Source organism: Caballeronia jiangsuensis, assembly GCF_046030135.1.
Lineage (GTDB): Bacteria > Pseudomonadota > Gammaproteobacteria > Burkholderiales > Burkholderiaceae > Caballeronia > Caballeronia jiangsuensis.
This window is the reverse complement of record NZ_JAQQDB010000001.1, coordinates 268278-285861: the sequence shown is the minus strand read 5'-3', so window position 1 is coordinate 285861 and position 17584 is coordinate 268278. Positions and strand designations below refer to the sequence as shown.

The window sequence follows — 17584 nt, the reverse complement described above, 5'->3', positions numbered from 1 at the left end:
CGCGGATGTTAGCACGGCGATTCAATCTGTCGATGAGGTTATCGGCATTTTTGGAATCGATGAGTAAATACCTTGATCGAGTATTCGGGATGTTCGATTGATTGATAAATAACTCGTGATTCAAAAGCCGAATTGAAGTAGTTAAACTCGGTTCCGCATCGGGCAGAGCAGCACTGCGCGATGCAAGAAGCCGGTGCCGACGAGCGACCGGCCAACGATAAAAACATTGGAGACTTCGGTTGAGAACTTGTCTGCTGGTCGGCGGTTGCGCCGCGATCCTGGCTGGCCCCGCGTGGGCGCAGTCGTCTGTGACGCTGTATGGGAGCGTCGATGTTGGCGTCGATTTCGTATCGAACTCCCAGGGCAAGCGTCTGTATCAGGAATCGTCCGGCAAGCGCACGCCGGATCGCTGGGGCCTTTTGATCAAGGAGGATCTGGGCGGCGGCAATTCCGCGTTCGCGCGGCTGGAATCCGGTTTCCTGACCAACACCGGCGCGCAGATCAACCCGACGAGCTTCTTCAACCGCAATGCCTACGTCGGGCTCTCGAACGATACCTGGGGCTCGCTGAGCTTCGGCAACATCAACGACTACATCTACCAGTACGTCGGGCGGCTGAACAACTCGGTGCCGGGCATCTCGTCGTACTACACGCCCGGCAACCTCGACGGCCTCGCGAACACGCATGCGCTGAACAACGCCGTCAAGTACGAGACGATCAACTTCCACGGCTTCCAGGCCGGCGCGATGAACGCGTTCGGCAATCAGGCAGGCGACTTCAGCGCGGGACGCCAGTACAGCGTCGGCGCGCAGTATTCGAGCGACACCGTGAATTTCGGCGTCGCGTACACGATGTCGCATAACCGCACCGCCGACATCTTCGGCACCTTCAGCCTCAACTCGCTGCTCGGCCAGCCGTTGAGACAGGGCACGATGTTCAATGCGAGCCGTTACAGCACGCTCGCCGCGGGTGCCTCGGTGAAGTTCGGCATCTTCACGCCGCACGTGACGTACACCGGCGTGAAGCTCCAGAACGCGCAGGGCTCGACCACGCTCAACAACTATCAGGCCGGCGTGAACACGGAGCTGGTCGGCAATCTGGGCTTTTTCGTTCTCGGCCTGTCCGCGGATCACTCCCTGTTTCAGGGACTCACGATCAACCAGTACAACCTGTTCCTGACCGATTATCTGTCGAAGCGCACGCAGGTCTATGCCGGCGTGGGCCTGCAGCGCGCTTCGGGTCCCGGCGCGCGCGCCGCGCAGTTCGGCTATCAGCCTTCGTCGAGCGGCAGCCAGACGGTCGCGCGCATCGGCGTCAACCATATGTTCTGAGGACACGGAGGGCGGCCATCGTGCGGTGAAACATAGTGCAAACGGGGTGCGAATGAGCGCGCGAGGCGGATTCATCACTTATTTCGATCGCATCATCGTTTCTTTTTGATTGAGCCGCGCGGGGCCGACTCTTATATTGTGGCTCGGGCCACGGCGCCGTCATGAGAGACATTCAGCAGCAGTGCAAGCGGGCGCGCCCCTCGGGTGCGTCCCTTGGCACGAGGTAAATGGGACATACATGCAAGCAGACCGGACTTTCAACATCGCGACATTGATAGAAGAGCAGAAGACGGGACGCTTCGCCGCCGGTCTGCTCTTCTGGTGTTTCCTGATCATGCTGATGGACGGCTACGACCAGACGGCCGTGTCGTTCGCGGCGCCCGCCATCATCAAGGACTGGCACGTCGCGCGCGGCGGATTCGGCCCCGTCTTCGGCGCGGGCCTGTTCGGCACGCTGATCGGCTCGTTCATCTTCGGCTACCTGGGAGACCGGCTCGGCCGCAAGCGGGCGATCATCATCGGCAGTCTTTTCTTCGGCGCGCTGACCTACGCCTCGGTGTGGGTGACCTCGCTGCAGGAACTGATGCTGCTGCGCTTCCTGGCCGGCATCGGCATGGGCGGCGTGGTGCCGAACTCGGTCGCGCTGGTCGCGGAATATGCGCCGAAGCGTTTGCGCGCCACATGGGTCACGCTGATGTTTTCGGGCTTCTCGATCGGCGCGGGCTCGGGCGGTCTGGTGTCGTCGTCGCTGATTCACCGGTTCGGCTGGCCTGTCATGTTCGCGGTCGGCGGCGTCGGCTCCTTGCTCGTCGCGCTGCTGCTGATCTTCACGCTGCCCGAATCCGCGAAGCTGCTCGCCATCCGGCAACGCGATCCGCAGATGCTGCGCAAGCTCATCACGCGCCTGCGTCCCGATCTGAAGATTCCCGCCGATGCGCAGTTCGTCGCCGGCGAAGTGCGCGAAAAGCAGCGCTTCGTGCTCAAGCTGATTTTCTCCGACGGCCTCGCCGCGATCACGCCCTTGCTGTGGATCGTGTTCATCGCGAACTCGATGGCGCTCTATTTCCTTCAGAACTGGCTGCCGATCCTGATGGAAGGCATGGGCATCGATCCGCGCGGCGCGGGTCTCATCACGATGATGTTCTCTGTCGGCGGCGTGATCGGCGGACTCGTGCTGTGCCGATTCGTCGATCGTCACGGCGTCGCGGCGATCATCTCGCTGCCCGTCATCGGTCTTCCGGTCGTCGCGGCGCTCGGTCACGGCTCCTCGCAGGGCTGGCTCATGCTCGCTGTCTTCGCCACCGGCTTCTGCGTGGTGGGCGCGCAGTACGGCTTGTATGCCGTGGCGGGCATGATCTATCCGACCTCGTTCCGTTCGGCCGGTGTCGGCAGCGCGATTTCGGTGGGCAAGATCGGCTCGGTGTCGGGGCCGGTGATCGGCGGTCTTCTGCTCTCGATGCATCTGCCGATCACGCAGCTTTTCTACGCGGCGTCGGTGCTGTTCCTCATTGCCGCCGTGTTCTCGACGATCCTCGCGCTGCTGTACCGCAAGCGCTTCGGCGAAACGCCGGGCGTTGGGGCCGGCGCTGAAACGGGCCGGGGTTCACTGGTGCAGGACGCGTAATTTCCAAAGCGAGGCATGTCGTATCGACGCCGCGCTTTGTGAATAAGTTCGGATACCGAAACATAAGTGCGTCGGCAAAAATAAAGGAGACAGAGATGCACCGAGACGGCATGTCGCCGCGACATGAAGCCCACTTAGGATCACGACGATGAGCAACGTCGCCGCCCCGGAGACCACCATCAACGTTTCGGCGCTGATCGAGCGCCAGAAGCTCGGCGGCTTCGCGCTCTTCCTGATCATGTGGTGCTTCCTGATCGTGTTGATCGACGGTTACGATCAGGTCGCGGCGGCCTTCGCCGCGCCTGCGCTGATGCATGCCTGGCACACGAATGCGGCCGGCTTCGGACGCGTGTTCGGCGTGGGACTGTTCGGCGTGCTCGTCGGCTCGCTCTTGCTCGGCTTCAGCGGCGACCGCTTCGGACGCCGCCTCACGATCATCTACGGCTCGCTCTGGTTCGGCATCCTGACCTTCATGTGTGGCTATGCGGACTCGCTCGGGCAACTCACGCTGCTGCGCTTTCTCGCGGGCATCGGCATGGGCGGGGTCGTGCCGAACACGGTCGCGCTCGTTTCCGAGTACGCGCCGAAAGCGCGCCGCGCGACGTGGATCACGCTGATGTTTTCCGGTTTCTCGATCGGCGCGGGCGGTGGCGGAGCGGTCGCCTCGTGGCTGCTGCCGCGCTTCGGCTGGCCCGTACTGTTCACGCTGGGCGGCGTCGCGGCGGTCGTGGTGGCGCTGGCGTCCTTCGCGCTGTTGCCCGAATCGATCCGCTTTCTCATCATGAACGGGCGCGACGTTCGCAGGATTCGACGCATCGCGGCGCGTCTCGGCGCAACGGCCGAGGGCGAAGGCGTGCGCTATGTCGTGGATGATGAAACCCGCGTGCGCGTGCGGCCGGCCGCGCTGTTCCAAGATGGCCTCGTCAAGGTGACGCCATTGCTCTGGGCGATCTTCATCCTCAATTCGCTCGCGCTGCACTTCCTGCAGAACTGGCTGCCGATCCTGTTCAGCATGAGCACGCTCGCGCCCGCCCGCGCGGCTCAGGCGGCGATGATGTTTCCGGTCGGCGGCACCGTCGGCGCCCTTGCGCTGAGCCGCTGCGTGGATCGCTATGGCGTGCGCGTGATTCTGCTGCTTGCGCTGGCCGGTTGTCCCATCGCCGCATTGCTCGGCATGCAGATGCCGACGGCGTGGCTCTTCGCGGCCGTGTTCGCGAGCGGCGTGTGCGTGATCGGCAGCCAGTTCGCGCTCTATGCGGTGTCGGGCATGGTGTATCCGACCACGCTGCGCTCGACCGGCGTCGGCACGGCGATCGGTATCGGCAAGCTTGGTTCGGTCGCGGGATCGATGCTCGGCGGCGTGCTGCTGTCGATGCATCTGCCGGTCGCGCAACTGTTCTTCAATCTCGCCGCGGTGTTCGTGCTGATCGTGTTGCTATCGGCGTGGCTCGGCGGCGTGCGGCGATACGAGCGACGTATCGCAACGGAGCCATGCTGAGCGCGGGCATCGTCGCGTCAGGAAATGTCTCTGATTCGGGCGTCGTGCGTGGCGCCCGTTTCTTCGTTGGCAATCTCGCGTGATCGGGTAATTTGTCTAGACAAGACTCGACGATTCATAGAATTCGCAAGAATAGAACCGGCCGCGCACGCTCCGCGCGGCCGTCGAGCATCGTTCCAGATACGCCTCTTCTCCATCCCGAACCGCTACCCGCCGCGATAAAACCGGCGTAGGTGTTTGCCCGCATGGCCGTCACATCTTCTTGATGGAAAACCCGAGCGGGTTTAGATTGCAAATCTTGTATATACAAGCGTGCAATTTGCCTAAGGCGCGCATTCGCTGGCGCGTCGCGGCATGCATCGAGCCCAAGGTCCCAAATCACTGGAGCGCAAATGTCTTCCGCCGAATATCTGCAAGGTGCGTGTGTGTGGAATGGCGTCGAAATGCGGGAGAATCAGCGATGGATCAAACAGATTCCTTCTGCCGTGCTCGACGAGATCGACGCGGCTGTCGCCAGGACGGCTAATACCGGCTGGCGTGACATCACGCGCGATAACTTCCCGCTGCCGGGCGCCGCTGCGTTCTTCGACGACGTGCGCGCCGAACTGGAAGACGGCTCCGGGATGGTCAAGATCCGTGGCCTCGATGTCGGCCGCTACGACGCGGAACAACTACGCCGCATCTGGTACGCATTGGGCCGGCATCTCGGCACGCCGATGTTCCAGAATCGCCGCGGCGAGCTGATGCGCGAGATCAGGGACGAAGGCGCGGGCGTCGGTGCGAAGCTGTATGGCTCGACGGTGGACGCATCGGGGAAGGAGTTTCTTTCGTCGGGTGCGCGGACACTGTCGCCGGGTGAGTTGCGTTTCCATACGGACCGCTGCGATGTCGTCGGATTGCTTTGTGTGCGCCAGGCGTCGGAGGGCGGCGTGAGCAAGCTCGCGAGCAGCGCGACGATCTACAACGAAATGCTCAGACGCCGCCCGGACCTGCACGCGCTGCTTTGCAGGCCCATTCCGCGAAGCCGCTTCGGCGAGGAAGCGGGCGGCGAACACGTCGCCTACGATCTGCCGGTGTTCGGCGTGCGCGACGGCAAGCTGACGAGCCACTTTTCGCTGACGTACATCGAGAACGCGCAACTGCTTCCCGGCGTGCGCAAATTGACCGATGCCGAGCACGAAGCGATTCGCCTGCTGCTGCAGCTTGCGCAGGAGCACTGCTTCGAGATGCGCTTCGCGCCCGGCGATATCCAGCTACTCAACAACCACGTCATCTATCACGGACGCACCGCGTTCAAGGACGACGTGAGCACCGGCCAGGACAGGATGCTGATGCGTCTCTGGCTTTCGGTGCCCAACTCGCGCGCGCTGCCTGAAGATCATGCGATCCTCTGGGGCGATGTGTCGGGCGGCATGCCTCATGGCGGCATCGCGCAACCGGCGACGCCGTGCATGAACTGAGCGTGTTGCCGGTAGAAGGCGTGCTTCATTCCACCAAGAGGAGACTAACGTGATGCAAAGCAGTATGCCTCGCGCAACAACAGGTGCACTCCGGCTTCAACGAGCGATCGTTTCCATCGCGATGAGCGCGTTCGCTGTCGCGGCGAGCGCCGCGACGGACTATGGGAATTGCGAAGTCAAGGGCGACAAGGGCTCCGTCAAACTGACGACCGTCACTCCCGGCGCGCTCTCGGTGCGCCCCGTGCTCGGCGTGCCCGGCTGGTGGAACGGCGACTCGCTGGAGACCATCAAGGATGGCTTCGAGTACTGCATGGCCGCCAACATGGCTTATCGTGCGGGTCTCGATCGCGTCGTCCTGGTGAGCCGATCGTTTCAGCAGGTCCTCACGGGACAATCGCAGGGATTCGATATCGCGCTGAGCGAGATCACCATCACGGACGCGCGCAAGAAGGTGGTCAACTTCACCGAGCCTTACTTCAGTTCCGATCAGGGCGTGCTCGTGAAGGCGGGCACCAAGGTCGACAAGAGCAACCTGAGCAGCCTTCGTTATGCCGTCGAGCGCGGCACGACGGCCTACGATTACATCATGGAGAAAATCAAGCCCGCGGAGCAGCCCAAGGTGTTCAACGATCCTCCGTCGATGTACACCGCGCTGGCAGCCGGACAGGTGGACGCCGTGATCTACGACACGCCGAACGTGCTGTTGCGCGCGAAGAACTCGAATGGCGCACTGCAGGTGGTCGGACGCTTCGATACGGGCGAGAAGTGGGGCGGTGTGGTCAACAAGGATTCGCCGAATCTCGCGGCTTTCAACCAGTTGATCGAAGGTCTCAAGAAGGACGGCACGCTCGAACGGCTGAGCGCCAAGTACCTGACGCCGGAGCTCGGCACCGATCCGACCAAAGTGCCCGTGCTGAACCCCTGAGCGAGCGTGAACCATGAGCAACGCAACGCGACACACGAGCGAGGTGGCGCCGTCACCGGCGCAGGCTCCGGTGACGAACGGCCGCCGCCTGAAGACGGGCGGCATGCCGTGCGTGCCGACGTCCCTGCTGAGCACGTCGATCGTGACGGTGGTGGCCGTCGTCCTGGCAAGCTGGTACACGATTGCCGTGATGCGAAGCTCCCTGCTGGCCGCTCAGCTCGACAGCGCGGCGGTCAATGCGCTCGCTGTCGTGCTGGCGTTGCTCTCCCTGGCGATCGTCGTGCCGCTCGTCAGGGCGCTGCGTTTCGCCAATGCCATCCGCGATGCCGCCGCGCGCCGCGATCTGGCGAAGGCGCGCGGCGCCCGCTCGGCCACGAGGGATCAGTGCTTCATCGCGCTGGGTTATGCGCTGGCGCAACTGGTTCTGGTCATCGTGCTGCAGTTTTTCCTGATCAATCATCAGGCGGTGGCGAAGACGTTCTTCGCCGTGCCGTTGATGATCAAGACGTTTCCGCTGGTGCTCGCCGCCTTCTGGATGAACGTCAAGATCGCCGTCATCACGGAGATACTCGTTCTGGTCTGGGGCTTGATCGTGGCCCTCGCGATGTTCGCGCCGGGCGCGGCGGGCAAGCCGGTGCGTCTGATCGCGACGGCGTATGTCGACATCTTCCGCGCCGTGCCCGCGGTGCTCGTGATCTATCTGGTCGGCTTCGGCATTCCGCTGACCGGCATCCCCGTGCTCAAGGACCTTTCGCTGACGATCTTCGTCATCGTCGCGCTGACGTTGACGGTGGGCGCGTACGTCGCGGAAATTTACCGCGCCGGGATTCTGAGCATCCACTGGAGTCAGAGCGCGGCCGCGCGCTCGCTCGGCCTGTCGCACTTCCAGACCCTGCGATTCGTGATCGTGCCGCAAGGCGTGCGGCAGATCATTCCGCCGCTGCTCAATTCGTTCATCTCCCTGCAGAAAGATACCGCGCTGGTGTCGGTGGTCGGCGTGATCGATTCGTTCAATCAGTCCATGCTGATCGCGTCGAACTACTACAACCTGTCCGCGGTCAGCACCGTGGCGCTGCTGTTCATTGTGATATCGATCCCGCAGACGCGCTTCGTCGAGCGGATGATGCGACGCGACCGGGCACGTATGCGTGCCGGCGAAGCCTGAGGAGACGAGCCCATGTCGTTCATCGACATCCGTGACATATCGAAGTCGTATGGCAAGGTACCGGTTATCCAGCGTCTCGCGATGACGGTGGAAGAGCATGAAGTCGTGTGCCTGATCGGGCCGTCCGGATCGGGCAAATCGACGCTGCTGCGTTGTATCAACGGTCTGGAACTGATCGACGACGGCGAGATTCTGGTCCACGGCGACCCGATCACCGGCCCCGGCGTGGACGTGGATGCATTGCGCCGGGACATCGGCATCGTGTTTCAGGGCTATAACCTGTTCCCGCATATGAGCGTGCTGGAGAACGTGACGCTCGCGCCGATCCGCGTGCTCAGGCAATCCAGGGCCGAGGCCGAAGAACGCGCGATGGCGCTGCTCGGGCGCGTGGGTCTCGCGCACAAGGCGAAGGAATATCCCGACCGGCTCTCGGGCGGGCAGCAGCAGCGCGTGGCGATCGTCCGCGCGCTGGCGATGGACCCGATGGTGCTGCTGCTCGACGAAATCACTTCCGCACTGGACCCCGAACTCGTCTCGGAAGTGCTCAACATCGTGCGCGATCTCGCGAGCGAAGGCATGACCATGCTGCTCGCCACACACGAAATGGGCTTCGCGCGGGAGGTATCGTCGAAGGTCTGTTTTTTGTGCGACGGCGCGGTGTATGAAGAAGGACCACCGGAGCAGATTTTCGGCGACCCCGTGCGCGACAGAACCCGCGCGTTTCTCAGAAGCATTCGGGAAGCGAAGCGCATCTAGGCGACGGCTTCCCGGCGATCACATCAACGCGGCGTCAATGCTTCTGCTGCGGCTTCATTGGCCTTTGCATCGCGCGAGGGCGTCGCAAGGCCGGGATCGTTCGGTTCCTGCGCGCTCGTATCGTACAGGCGGTCGGGAATGAAGAACGCGCAGACGCCGCTCAGGAAGAACACCGCGCCGACCATCAGAAAGCTCACGCCGAACGTGAATTGCGTGGCGACATAGCCGATCACGACCGGCGCCGCGCCGGAGCAGAAGCGTCCCACGTTATACGAACCGCCGACAGCCGTGCCGCGAATGCGCGTGGCGAAGCTCTCGGACATGAACGCGCCCATCGTTCCGAGCGGCACGCCGTAGAGGAAGCCGAAGAACAGCATCAGCCAGACGATGTTCTCGCGCGTGTGAAGAAACACGATGACCGGCAGAAACAAGGCCGCGCCGATGCAGCCGAGCACATACACGCCGCGTCGGCTCCAAAGATCGCCGACCCAGCCCGCGACGATCTTGCCCACGAACGCGACGACGTACGTGCCGATCATATAGCCCGCCATCGAGCCGAAGCGCACGTGCAGTTCCTTCTCCAGATAGGTCGGCAGCCAGTTGTTCAGCCCGTAGAAGCCCGAAAGCGCAAACACGGATGCGAGCGCCCACAGGATGAATATCCTGCGTGCCTCGCGATCCGAGAAGATCAGGTAATAGCGGTTCTCGCGCCAAGGGCGGCGCACGCGCGGCGCGCCTTGCCGCTTCGCCACGCTGGCGCGCCAGCCGGGCGGCTCGGGCACGGACCAGTGAATCGCCAGCGCCAGCACGACGGGAATCGTCGCGACGTAAAAGAGCATGCGCCAGCCGTAGAGCGGCAGAATCCAGTTGGCGAGCGAGATCACGACGATATAGCCCGCCGACACACCCGTCTGCAACATGCCGAGAATCAGCGAGCGCCGCTCGGTCGGAACATATTCGGCGACGAGCGTGCTCACGAGCACCATGCAGCCGATCCCGAGCGAGCTGATGAAGCGCACGAGCGCGAATTGCGCGAAGGTGTGCGTGAGTCCGAGCAGGCCTGCGCCGAGCGAGAAGAGCGCGAGCGCCCACACGACGACGCGCACGCGCCCGAGCGTATCGCTTGCCCAGCCGCCGAGGATGCCGCCCACCGCCATCCCGACGAGCGTGAGGCTGCCCAGCGCGCCCGCCTCGACATTGGTGAGGCCGAATTCGCTTTTGATGCGGGTGAGCGTGAGGCCGTACATCATCACGTCGGCGCCATCGACGAGCAGCGCGAGATAGCCGAGCGCGAACACCATCAGCCAGCGCCCGGTTTCGGGAGAAGCGCGATTCATGAGCGCGGTTCCTCGTCGGCGAAGAGCGGCATGCGGGCGACCAGCGCGGGCGCGAGAAACGAGCCGAGCAGCACGCCCGTGTCTTCGTGCTCGCGCTTGTACCAGTGCTCGACGTGCGTGAGATTCATCGTGCCGATGCATTCGCCGTCATAGGCGATCGGGATGTTGAGGATCGAGCCGAGGCCCATGTTCGCCATCGTCATGTGATCGTCGAACGCGCGGCGGATGTCGTGCGCGGTCTCGCCGCGAAACGGCCGCAAATCGTGGAGGATTTGCGTCGCCCAAGCGGTGCCGCGCTTCTTCTTGCGGCCCCCGGTCGGATAGACCTCGGGCATGTTGGTGAAGACGCGCTCCACTTCGTGATTGCGCGCATCGTAGGCCATGATGGTGAAGAGCCGGAAGCCGATGGTCTCGGCGGCGACCGCCGCGACAGCGTCGAAGAGCGTCGCGGGCTGGGCTCGCTCGCGCATCGCGTGTGCGAGCCGTTGCAGGTCGTTCAGTTGCAACGGGCGCGTGGTGTGTGCTTCGGTGTCGCGCATGATGTCGTTGTCGGTGTAGGCGCTCAGCCGCGCAGATGGGTGGAGGCGAGACGATCGCGCGCATCGTCCTCGATCGCGCCGTTGATCTCGATGTCTTCGAGCGAGCGATTGCGCGTCTCGATGCCGAGGAAGAACACGACGCACGCGCCCGCGAGCAGCACGGCGGTCGTCATTGCAAAGACGCCGAAGAAGCCGAACGACGGATACACGATGCCGACGAGAATCGGCGCGCTCACCGAGCCGATGCGCCCGAACGAGGACGACGATCCGGTGCCTGTGGTGCGCACGGCGGTCGGGAAAATTTCCGGCGTGTACGCATAGACGCCCGCGAACGCGCCGTTCATGAAGAATGACAGGCAGATGCCCGCCGCCATGATCTGCACGCCGGTATGCGACAGCGACAGCATGATCGCCGCGATGCCGCCGAGCGTCATGTACGACGCCACCACGCCCTTGCGGCCGATCTTCTCGTTGAGCCACGCCGCCGAGAAATAGCCCGGAATCTGCGCGCCGTAGATGGCGATGGAGAAGCCGAAGCTCTTCGTGATCGTGAGCCCTTCCTTGACGAGCAGGCTCGGGATCCACGAGAAGAACGAGTAGTACGCGAAGGCCACGGCGAACCACATCAGCCAGCTGACGGCGGTCGTACCCGCGAGGCGCTTCGACCACAGCGTCTTCACGTTTTGCCAGGCGCTGCCGCTGCTCTTTGCGGCGGACGGAATCGCGCCCACGGCGGACAGCGGCGCGAGCGCGATGCCGCGTTGCGCATACCATGCCTCGATATCGTCGACGATGCTGCCGGCCTCGGCGACGCGGCCCTGGCTTTCCATCCAGCGCGGCGATTCGGGCAGCGTGCGGCGCCACCACAGCAGCATGACGACGGGCAGGGCGGTGATGACCGCGAGATAGCGCCAGCCGTCCGGGAAATTGCGCACGACGGTATAGCCGAGAATGGACGAGCTCAGATAGCCGAACGACATGAAGCCGACCAATGCGCCGCAGAACATGCCGCGATAGCGGCGCGGCACGAATTCGGCGAGAAACGGCGCGATCACGACGGTTTCGGCGCCCGAACCGAAGCCCGCGACGATGCGCAGCGCGAAGAAGGTATGCCAGTCGTTGGCGGTGGCGCTCGCGAGCGACGCGACGCAATAGATCGCGAGCGCGCTCATCATGATGCGGCGCCGGCCGATGATGTCCGCGAGCACGCCGGACAGGAACGCGCCGAAGAAATAGCCGATATACGTGCTGCTCGCGACGAGTCCGGTCTGCGCGCTCGTCAGGTTCCACAGCTTGCTGACGACCGGAAGCAGGAACGCGAGCGACGACGAATCGAGGCCGTCGAACATATAGCCCATTCCGCCGATGATCAGCAGCTTGCGATGAAAGCCGGATAGCGGCAGCCGTTCGAGGCGGGCGGCGACAGCGGACATGATCGATGTTTTCCGATGGATGCTGCGTCAACGCCCGATGGCGTAAGCCTGCATCTGGCGTGGCGTGGCCGCGCCGCGCATCAGGCCGTGGCGGATGCCCACGGCGCACACGCGCCCGAGCGACCAGGGTTCGGCGACCGTGAGCTCGTGGCCGCGCGCGCGCAGTTCGTCGAGCGTGGCTTGCGGAAAGGTGCCTTCCGCCGACATCTTGCCGAGCTGAATGTCGCGCGGATAAAACGAGCCGGGAAAGTGCGCGGTCTGGAACGAAGGCGAATCCACGGCGGCTTGCAGATTCAGGCCGAAGTGCACGTGCCGCAACAGCAGTTGCAGCGACCATTGATCCTGCTGATCGCCGCCCGGCGTGCCGAGCGCGGCATACGGCTTGCCGTCGCGCGTGACAAGCGTCGGCGAGAGCGTGGTGCGCGGACGGCGTCCCGGTCCGAGCGACGAGGGCAGTCCTTCTTCCATCCAGAACATCTGGCCGCGCGTGGTCACGTTGAAGCCCAGTCCGGGCACCGCGGGCGATGCCTGGAGCCAGCCGCCCGACGGCGTCGCCGACACCATGTTGCCCCAGCGATCGACGACATCGAGATGCACGGTGTCGCCGCGCAACTCGGGCAGCGGTGCGAACGTGGGTTCGCCCTGACCGAAGCCGCCCGGTTGCTGGCGGCCCGCGTTGGCGAGGATTTTCGCGGCGCGCGCCTCGCTGTCGAGCAGATTGCCTGGACGGAATTCGAACGATGCGCGGCGCGGATCGATTTGCCGGCGGCGTGCGTCGTTGTAGGCGTCGCTCAGGAGCGTGTCCATCGGCACGTCGGAGAAGTTCGGGTCGCCGTAGAAGACGTCGCGGTCCGCGAACGCGAGCTTCGCGCATTCGATGACCGTGTGGACGAAGTCCGGTCCCAGCGGGTCCATGCCCGCGAGATCGAAGCCCTTCAGCAAAGCCAGTTGCTGCAGGAACATCGGGCCCTGGCCCCACGGTCCCGTCTTGTGAACCATGAAGCCTTCGTATTCGTAAGAGACGGCGTCTTCGTAGGTCGCCTCCCAGCGCGCGAGATCGGATGCATCCAGCAGCCCGCGATTACGCTGGCCCGACGTATCCAGCACGTCGGTCGAGACGAAGTACTGATCGATCGCATCCGCGACGAAGCCGCGATAGAACGCAAGTCGCGCGCGCTCGCACTGCTCCGCGCGGTCGCCGCGCGTGTTCGCTTCGCGCAGAATGCGCTTGTAGGTTTCCGCGATGGCCGAATTCGCGAACAGATGATTGGGTCGCGGCGCTTCGCCGTCGCGCAGCCATTGCTCGGCGGACGTGCGCCATTCGCGCTTGAAGAAATCCTGGATCGCGAGGATCGACGACGCCATGCGCGGCAGCACCGGATAGCCATGTTCCGCGTAGCCGATGGCATAGCTCAGCACGTCTTCCAGCGGTAACTGCCCGTAGTCGCGCAGCAAGGTCATCCAGCCGCCGAACGCGCCCGGCACGACGGCGGGCAAGAGGCCCGTGCCGGGCATCACGGTGAGGCCCAGCTCCTTCATGCGCTCGATGGTCATGGCGGCGGGCGTCACGCCCTGGCCGCACAACACGCGCACGCGGTCTTCCTTCGCGCTGTAGAACACGGCGGGCAATTCGCCGCCCGGCCCGTTCAGATGCGGCTCGACGATCTGCAGCACGAAGCCGGCTGCCGCTGCCGCGTCGAACGCGTTGCCGCCTTTTTCGAGGACCGCCATCGCGGACGCGCTGGCCAGCCAGTGCGTCGACGCCACCATGCCGAAAGTGCCGATCAGTTCGGGTCGTGTCGTGAAGCTCATTACTGTCGTCCGTTGATTGAACCATTGTCGAGTGGTTCGGTTTTTCAATGCCGATGCGCGTATCGTGATGCGAAATGGAAAGCGCTTCACGTAGCGTAAATCATCATAAAAAGTAAAGCAATCCGTGTGATTCAGCCGGCAATCTGCTAATCTGAACCAATGCACATTGGTTCAAAAAAGATCATGGAAAAGCCCACGCTCGACAGACTGCTCGACTACGTCGCGCAACACAATCTGAAGGACGGCGACGCGTTGCCGTCGGAGCGCAGCCTCGCCGAGGCGCTCGGCCTGAGCCGGCGCGAATTGCGCGGGGCGCTGGCATCGCTGGAAGCGGCGGGACGCGTGTGGCGCGGCGTCGGGCGCGGCACGTATCTGGGCACGCGTCCGCTTAAGTTTTCGGCGTCGCTAAGCAGTCTGCGCGCGGGGTCGAGCCCGGCGGATATCGCGGAAATGCGGCTGGTGCTCGAACCGGCGTTCGTCGAACTGGCGACGAGCAAGGCGAGCCCGGACGATCTCGCGGAACTGGAGAAATGCGCGCGGCGCAACGCCACGGCGAAGGACGATGACGAGTGGCAGCAGTGGGATCACCGCTTTCATTTGCTGATCGCGCAGGCCACGCGCAATCCGGCGATCATCGCGCTGATGGAAGTGGTGAACGGCATGCGCATGAAGCCCACCGCACGCGAAAAAACCGCCGATCAGGATACGCGGCGGCATTTTGCGGAGCAGCATCAGGCTGTCGTGAAGGCGATGATCAAACGCGACGGCGCGACGGCCGCCGCGCGCATGCGCGACCATCTATTGAACGTGCAATGGCGGATACCGTCGCAAAAAGGATAAGCGTGCCTGGCAGCCTCAGAACGCGTGCCGCACGGCCACGCGCGCGATGAACTGCTCCGCATTCGACGACACACCCTGCGCGCCCGGAATGTACGCCTGATCCAGAACCGAACCGGTCGATGCGCCGGCGATCTTCTGATACGCGCTTTGCACGTACACGTCGGTGCGTTTGGACAGGAAGTAATCCGCCATCAGACCGGCCGAATGGATACGCGGCTTCACGGTGCCGGCGGTCGAGTCGTAGGTTTCGATCGAATAGACATACTGCGCGCCGATGAAGAACGCCGGCGTGAACTGATACTTGCCGTTCACTTCGAAGTTCTGATAGCGGAGATTCTTGAGCGTGTTGCCCGCCGACGCGAGCGGCACGCCGATGTAGCCGTTCGTGACCGGATCGCGATAGCTGGAATTCGTGTACGCGAAGCCGACCGTGGCCTTGTCGAAGGTGTAGTTCACGCCCGCGCCGAAAATCTGCATACGTTGCGCGATGAAGCTCGCATCGTTCGTCGCGATCGCGCCATTGGCGTTGAGGCCCGTGCCGTCGGCGCGCAGATAGGCGGCACCGAGCAGCAGGCCGTCGTTCGCATACGACGCGCCGAAGCTGTACTGGCGGTTGTTGGCGAAGTTCGTGTCGTTGCTGAAGCTGTACGTGCCGCCGAACCGGAAGCCGCCGAGCGCCGGGCTCGTGTACTTCACCGTGTTGTTCACGCGAAATGAGTTGTCCGTGTTGTCGTTGTCGAACGGATGCGCGAACAGGTAGCCCGCGAAATTGCCGTTGGCGGTGGTAGGCGCGAGATAGTCGACCACGGAATCGTACTGACGGCCGAGCTTGACCGAACCCAGGCGATCGTTCGCCACGCCGACATAAGCCTGCCGTCCGAACATGCGGCCGCCTTGTCCGGCCGCACCATTGCTGATGTTGACGCCGCTCTCCAACTGGAACACGGCCTGCGTTCCGCCGCCCAGATCCTCGACGCCGCGCATGCCCCAGCGGCTCCCCGACGCATAGCCGCTGGTCAGTTCGTAGGCCCGGTTCGAGCCGACATTGCTGGTGAAATCGAATCCTTCGTCGAGGATGCCGTAGAGCGTGACGCTGCTTTGAGCATGCGCTGAAGTTGCGATGCAGGCGAATGCCGCCAACGAGATGGCTGTGATTCTCATGAAAGTCTCAAGTCTTTTAATTTTCGTCAAAAGTCCCGGCCATCAAGCGTCGCCGGGACCGCGAGCGAGCGATTGTGCGGCACGCAAGCGAGGGCTGCCAAAGGATTAAGTTGAAGGACAAACGTGAGTTTTTCGAATGTTTCGCCCGCGAATTCTTCGCTTGTTGCTGCACTGCGAAGCGCGAAAGAATGAGCCGCAAATACTCACGGGACAGCGCTGCCAATGAAGCCAGAACGGAATTTTGTGAACGGGCGTTTCATCGCCCCTTTGAGCGATGACGTCGTCGCGATCCTGAATCCCGCGACCGAAGCAATCGCGGGTCACGTCCAAAACGCGTCGCGCGATCAGGCGTTGCTGGCCGTCGAGCAGGCCGCCGCCGCGCAACGTCTGTGGCGCGCGCTGCCCGCCGTCGAACGCGGCGCGCACATGCAGCGCCTCGCGGATGAGATCACCAGCGCGTCCGCCGAAATCGGCGCTGCGCTCGCGATGGAATCCGGCAAGAGCGTCGCCGATGCGGGCAACGAAGCCGTCTACGCCGCGCAAATCACGCGCTATCACGCGGAATGGGCGCGCCGCATCGAAGGCGAAGTCATTCCGAGCGATACGCCCGACGAAAACCTCGTGCTGCATCGCGAGCCGATCGGCGTGGTCGCGTGCCTGATCCCGTTCAACTTCCCGATCTACACGCTGATGCGCAAGATCGCGCCGGCGCTGATCGCGGGTAACACCGTGGTCGTGCGGCCGAGCAACAACACGCCGCTGTCGGCCTTCGCACTCGCGCGTGCCGTCGAGCGCGCGGCGTTGCCCGCGGGCGTCGTCAACATCCTGGCGATGGATCACGCCACCGCCGAAGCCGTCTGCACGCATCCGAAGGTCGGCATGATCACGCTGACGGGCAGCGTCAACGCGGGCCGCAAGGTGCTGGACTACTGCAAGGCGAATATCGCGAAACCGTCGCTCGAACTCGGCGGCAAGACGCCTGCCATCGTCGAGCCGGACGCCGATTTGCAGAAGGCGGCGCGCGAACTGGTCGCATCGAAGCTCACGCATTGCGGGCAGCTCTGCACGGCGATCGAGCGCGTCTATGTGCACGAAAGCATTCACGACGCGTTCGTCGGCATGCTGCGCGACGAGATGCGGGCGAAGCGCATCGGCGATCGCAGCGAAGATGCGGGCTTCATGGGACCGCTCGTCAATGCGGCGTCGCGCGACGGCATCCATGCGATGGTGCGCCGCGCGATCGAGGCCGGCGCCCGGCTCGAAACCGGCGGCGAAGTGCCGGACCGCAAGGGCTTTTTCTATCCGCCGACGCTGCTGTCGAACTGTCGTCAGGACATGGAAATCGTGCAGGAAGAGACCTTCGGTCCGGTGCTCGCGGTGCTGAAATATTCGACGCTCGATGAAGCCATCGGGATGGCGAACGATCATCAGTTCGGGCTTTCTTCGGTGCTGTACACCGAGAACTATCGCAACGCGATGAAGGTCGCCAATTCGATCGAAGCGGGCGAGCTTTATATCAATCGCACGCCTGCCGATCCGTATCAGGGCTTTCACGCCGGATGGAAGCGCTCCGGCATCGGCGGCGACGATGGCAAGCACGGCATGCTGGAGTTCACGCAGACGCGTCTCGTCGTCATGAAGTACTGAGTTTCGCGGCCGGTTGTCAAAACGCAACCGGCCGTTTCGCAGCAACAAGTCCATCC

At 63.5% G+C, this 17584-nt stretch carries 14 protein-coding genes; 9 read left to right on the top strand and 5 right to left on the bottom strand.

The window, feature by feature from the left end; all coding sequences use genetic code 11:
* The first annotated feature begins 239 nt into the window (after positions 1-239).
* The 7 genes from PQR08_RS01255 to PQR08_RS01225 all read left to right on the top strand — a co-directional run bounded on the left by PQR08_RS01255 (position 240) and on the right by PQR08_RS01225 (position 8759).
* Positions 240-1331 carry a porin gene (locus PQR08_RS01255; RefSeq protein WP_187603109.1) on the top strand — a complete coding sequence of 364 codons (1092 nt, stop codon included), beginning with the start codon at positions 240-242 and terminating at the stop codon, positions 1329-1331.
* A gap of 238 nt (positions 1332-1569) precedes the next feature.
* A complete protein-coding gene (locus PQR08_RS01250) occupies positions 1570-2955 on the top strand; it encodes an MFS transporter (RefSeq protein ID WP_238216404.1) in 1386 nt (461 codons plus the stop codon).
* Between the two features lie 148 nt (positions 2956-3103).
* Complete coding sequence (locus PQR08_RS01245; protein ID WP_250486802.1) at positions 3104-4453, top strand: MFS transporter; 1350 nt, start codon at positions 3104-3106, stop codon at positions 4451-4453.
* Positions 4454-4845: 392 nt separating this feature from the next.
* Positions 4846-5913 carry a TauD/TfdA family dioxygenase gene (locus PQR08_RS01240; protein WP_250486803.1) on the top strand — a complete coding sequence of 356 codons (1068 nt, stop codon included), beginning with the start codon at positions 4846-4848 and terminating at the stop codon, positions 5911-5913.
* Positions 5914-6034: 121 nt separating this feature from the next.
* Positions 6035-6838 carry an ABC transporter substrate-binding protein gene (locus tag PQR08_RS01235; RefSeq protein WP_238286930.1) on the top strand — a complete coding sequence of 268 codons (804 nt, stop codon included), beginning with the start codon at positions 6035-6037 and terminating at the stop codon, positions 6836-6838.
* A gap of 13 nt (positions 6839-6851) precedes the next feature.
* On the top strand, positions 6852-8003 hold the full coding sequence (locus tag PQR08_RS01230; protein ID WP_250486804.1) for an amino acid ABC transporter permease: 1152 nt from the start codon (positions 6852-6854) through the stop codon (positions 8001-8003).
* A gap of 12 nt (positions 8004-8015) precedes the next feature.
* A complete protein-coding gene (locus PQR08_RS01225; protein ID WP_035499995.1) occupies positions 8016-8759 on the top strand; it encodes an amino acid ABC transporter ATP-binding protein in 744 nt (247 codons plus the stop codon).
* Positions 8760-8782: 23 nt separating this feature from the next.
* Here PQR08_RS01225 and PQR08_RS01220 read toward each other — a convergent pair whose 3' ends face one another.
* Genes PQR08_RS01220 through PQR08_RS01205 form a run of 4 tightly spaced genes read right to left on the bottom strand, consistent with a single transcriptional unit; the run spans position 8783 to position 13880 of the window.
* Positions 8783-10096: an MFS transporter gene (locus tag PQR08_RS01220; protein WP_408160989.1), complete on the bottom strand. Its 1314-nt coding sequence runs from the start codon at positions 10094-10096 to the stop codon at positions 8783-8785.
* The gene (locus PQR08_RS01215; protein ID WP_035499998.1) at positions 10093-10635 is read right to left on the bottom strand and encodes a GAF domain-containing protein; all 543 of its coding nucleotides are present in this window, start codon (positions 10633-10635) and stop codon (positions 10093-10095) included. Before PQR08_RS01215 ends, PQR08_RS01220 begins: the two co-directional genes overlap by 4 nt.
* A 23-nt stretch (positions 10636-10658) precedes the next feature.
* On the bottom strand, positions 10659-12068 hold the full coding sequence (locus PQR08_RS01210; protein WP_250486806.1) for an MFS transporter: 1410 nt from the start codon (positions 12066-12068) through the stop codon (positions 10659-10661).
* Between the two features lie 27 nt (positions 12069-12095).
* Entirely contained in the window at positions 12096-13880 is a 1785-nt protein-coding gene (locus PQR08_RS01205; RefSeq protein WP_250486807.1) for a gamma-glutamyltransferase family protein, read from the bottom strand.
* Positions 13881-14063: 183 nt separating this feature from the next.
* Between PQR08_RS01205 and PQR08_RS01200 the strand changes: the two genes are divergently transcribed.
* Positions 14064-14720: a FadR/GntR family transcriptional regulator gene (locus tag PQR08_RS01200; protein WP_035500002.1), complete on the top strand. Its 657-nt coding sequence runs from the start codon at positions 14064-14066 to the stop codon at positions 14718-14720.
* 15 nt (positions 14721-14735) lie between these two features.
* On the opposite strand, the gene PQR08_RS01195 is transcribed toward PQR08_RS01200, so the two are convergent.
* A complete protein-coding gene (locus PQR08_RS01195) occupies positions 14736-15881 on the bottom strand; it encodes a porin (RefSeq protein WP_250486808.1) in 1146 nt (381 codons plus the stop codon).
* A 222-nt stretch (positions 15882-16103) separates the two neighbouring features.
* Between PQR08_RS01195 and aldA the strand changes: the two genes are divergently transcribed.
* A complete protein-coding gene (aldA, locus tag PQR08_RS01190; protein WP_250486809.1) occupies positions 16104-17528 on the top strand; it encodes an aldehyde dehydrogenase in 1425 nt (474 codons plus the stop codon).
* The last annotated feature ends 56 nt before the right edge of the window (positions 17529-17584 follow it).

What these genes read in the sequence shown, in the direction of transcription:
- PQR08_RS01235 (WP_238286930.1), top strand. Translation starts at nt 6,035, where the DNA reads ATGAGCGCGTTCGCTGTCGCGGCGAGCGCCGCGACGGACTATGGGAAT.
- PQR08_RS01230 (WP_250486804.1), top strand. Translation starts at nt 6,852, where the DNA reads ATGAGCAACGCAACGCGACACACGAGCGAGGTGGCGCCGTCACCGGCG.
- PQR08_RS01215 (WP_035499998.1), bottom strand. Translation starts at nt 10,635, where the DNA reads ATGCGCGACACCGAAGCACACACCACGCGCCCGTTGCAACTGAACGAC.
- PQR08_RS01220 (WP_408160989.1), bottom strand. Translation starts at nt 10,096, where the DNA reads ATGAATCGCGCTTCTCCCGAAACCGGGCGCTGGCTGATGGTGTTCGCG.
- PQR08_RS01195 (WP_250486808.1), bottom strand. Translation starts at nt 15,881, where the DNA reads ATGAGAATCACAGCCATCTCGTTGGCGGCATTCGCCTGCATCGCAACT.
- PQR08_RS01210 (WP_250486806.1), bottom strand. Translation starts at nt 12,068, where the DNA reads ATGTCCGCTGTCGCCGCCCGCCTCGAACGGCTGCCGCTATCCGGCTTT.
- PQR08_RS01225 (WP_035499995.1), top strand. Translation starts at nt 8,016, where the DNA reads ATGTCGTTCATCGACATCCGTGACATATCGAAGTCGTATGGCAAGGTA.
- PQR08_RS01250 (WP_238216404.1), top strand. Translation starts at nt 1,570, where the DNA reads ATGCAAGCAGACCGGACTTTCAACATCGCGACATTGATAGAAGAGCAG.
- PQR08_RS01205 (WP_250486807.1), bottom strand. Translation starts at nt 13,880, where the DNA reads ATGAGCTTCACGACACGACCCGAACTGATCGGCACTTTCGGCATGGTG.
- aldA (WP_250486809.1), top strand. Translation starts at nt 16,104, where the DNA reads ATGAAGCCAGAACGGAATTTTGTGAACGGGCGTTTCATCGCCCCTTTG.
- PQR08_RS01200 (WP_035500002.1), top strand. Translation starts at nt 14,064, where the DNA reads ATGGAAAAGCCCACGCTCGACAGACTGCTCGACTACGTCGCGCAACAC.
- PQR08_RS01245 (WP_250486802.1), top strand. Translation starts at nt 3,104, where the DNA reads ATGAGCAACGTCGCCGCCCCGGAGACCACCATCAACGTTTCGGCGCTG.
- PQR08_RS01240 (WP_250486803.1), top strand. Translation starts at nt 4,846, where the DNA reads ATGTCTTCCGCCGAATATCTGCAAGGTGCGTGTGTGTGGAATGGCGTC.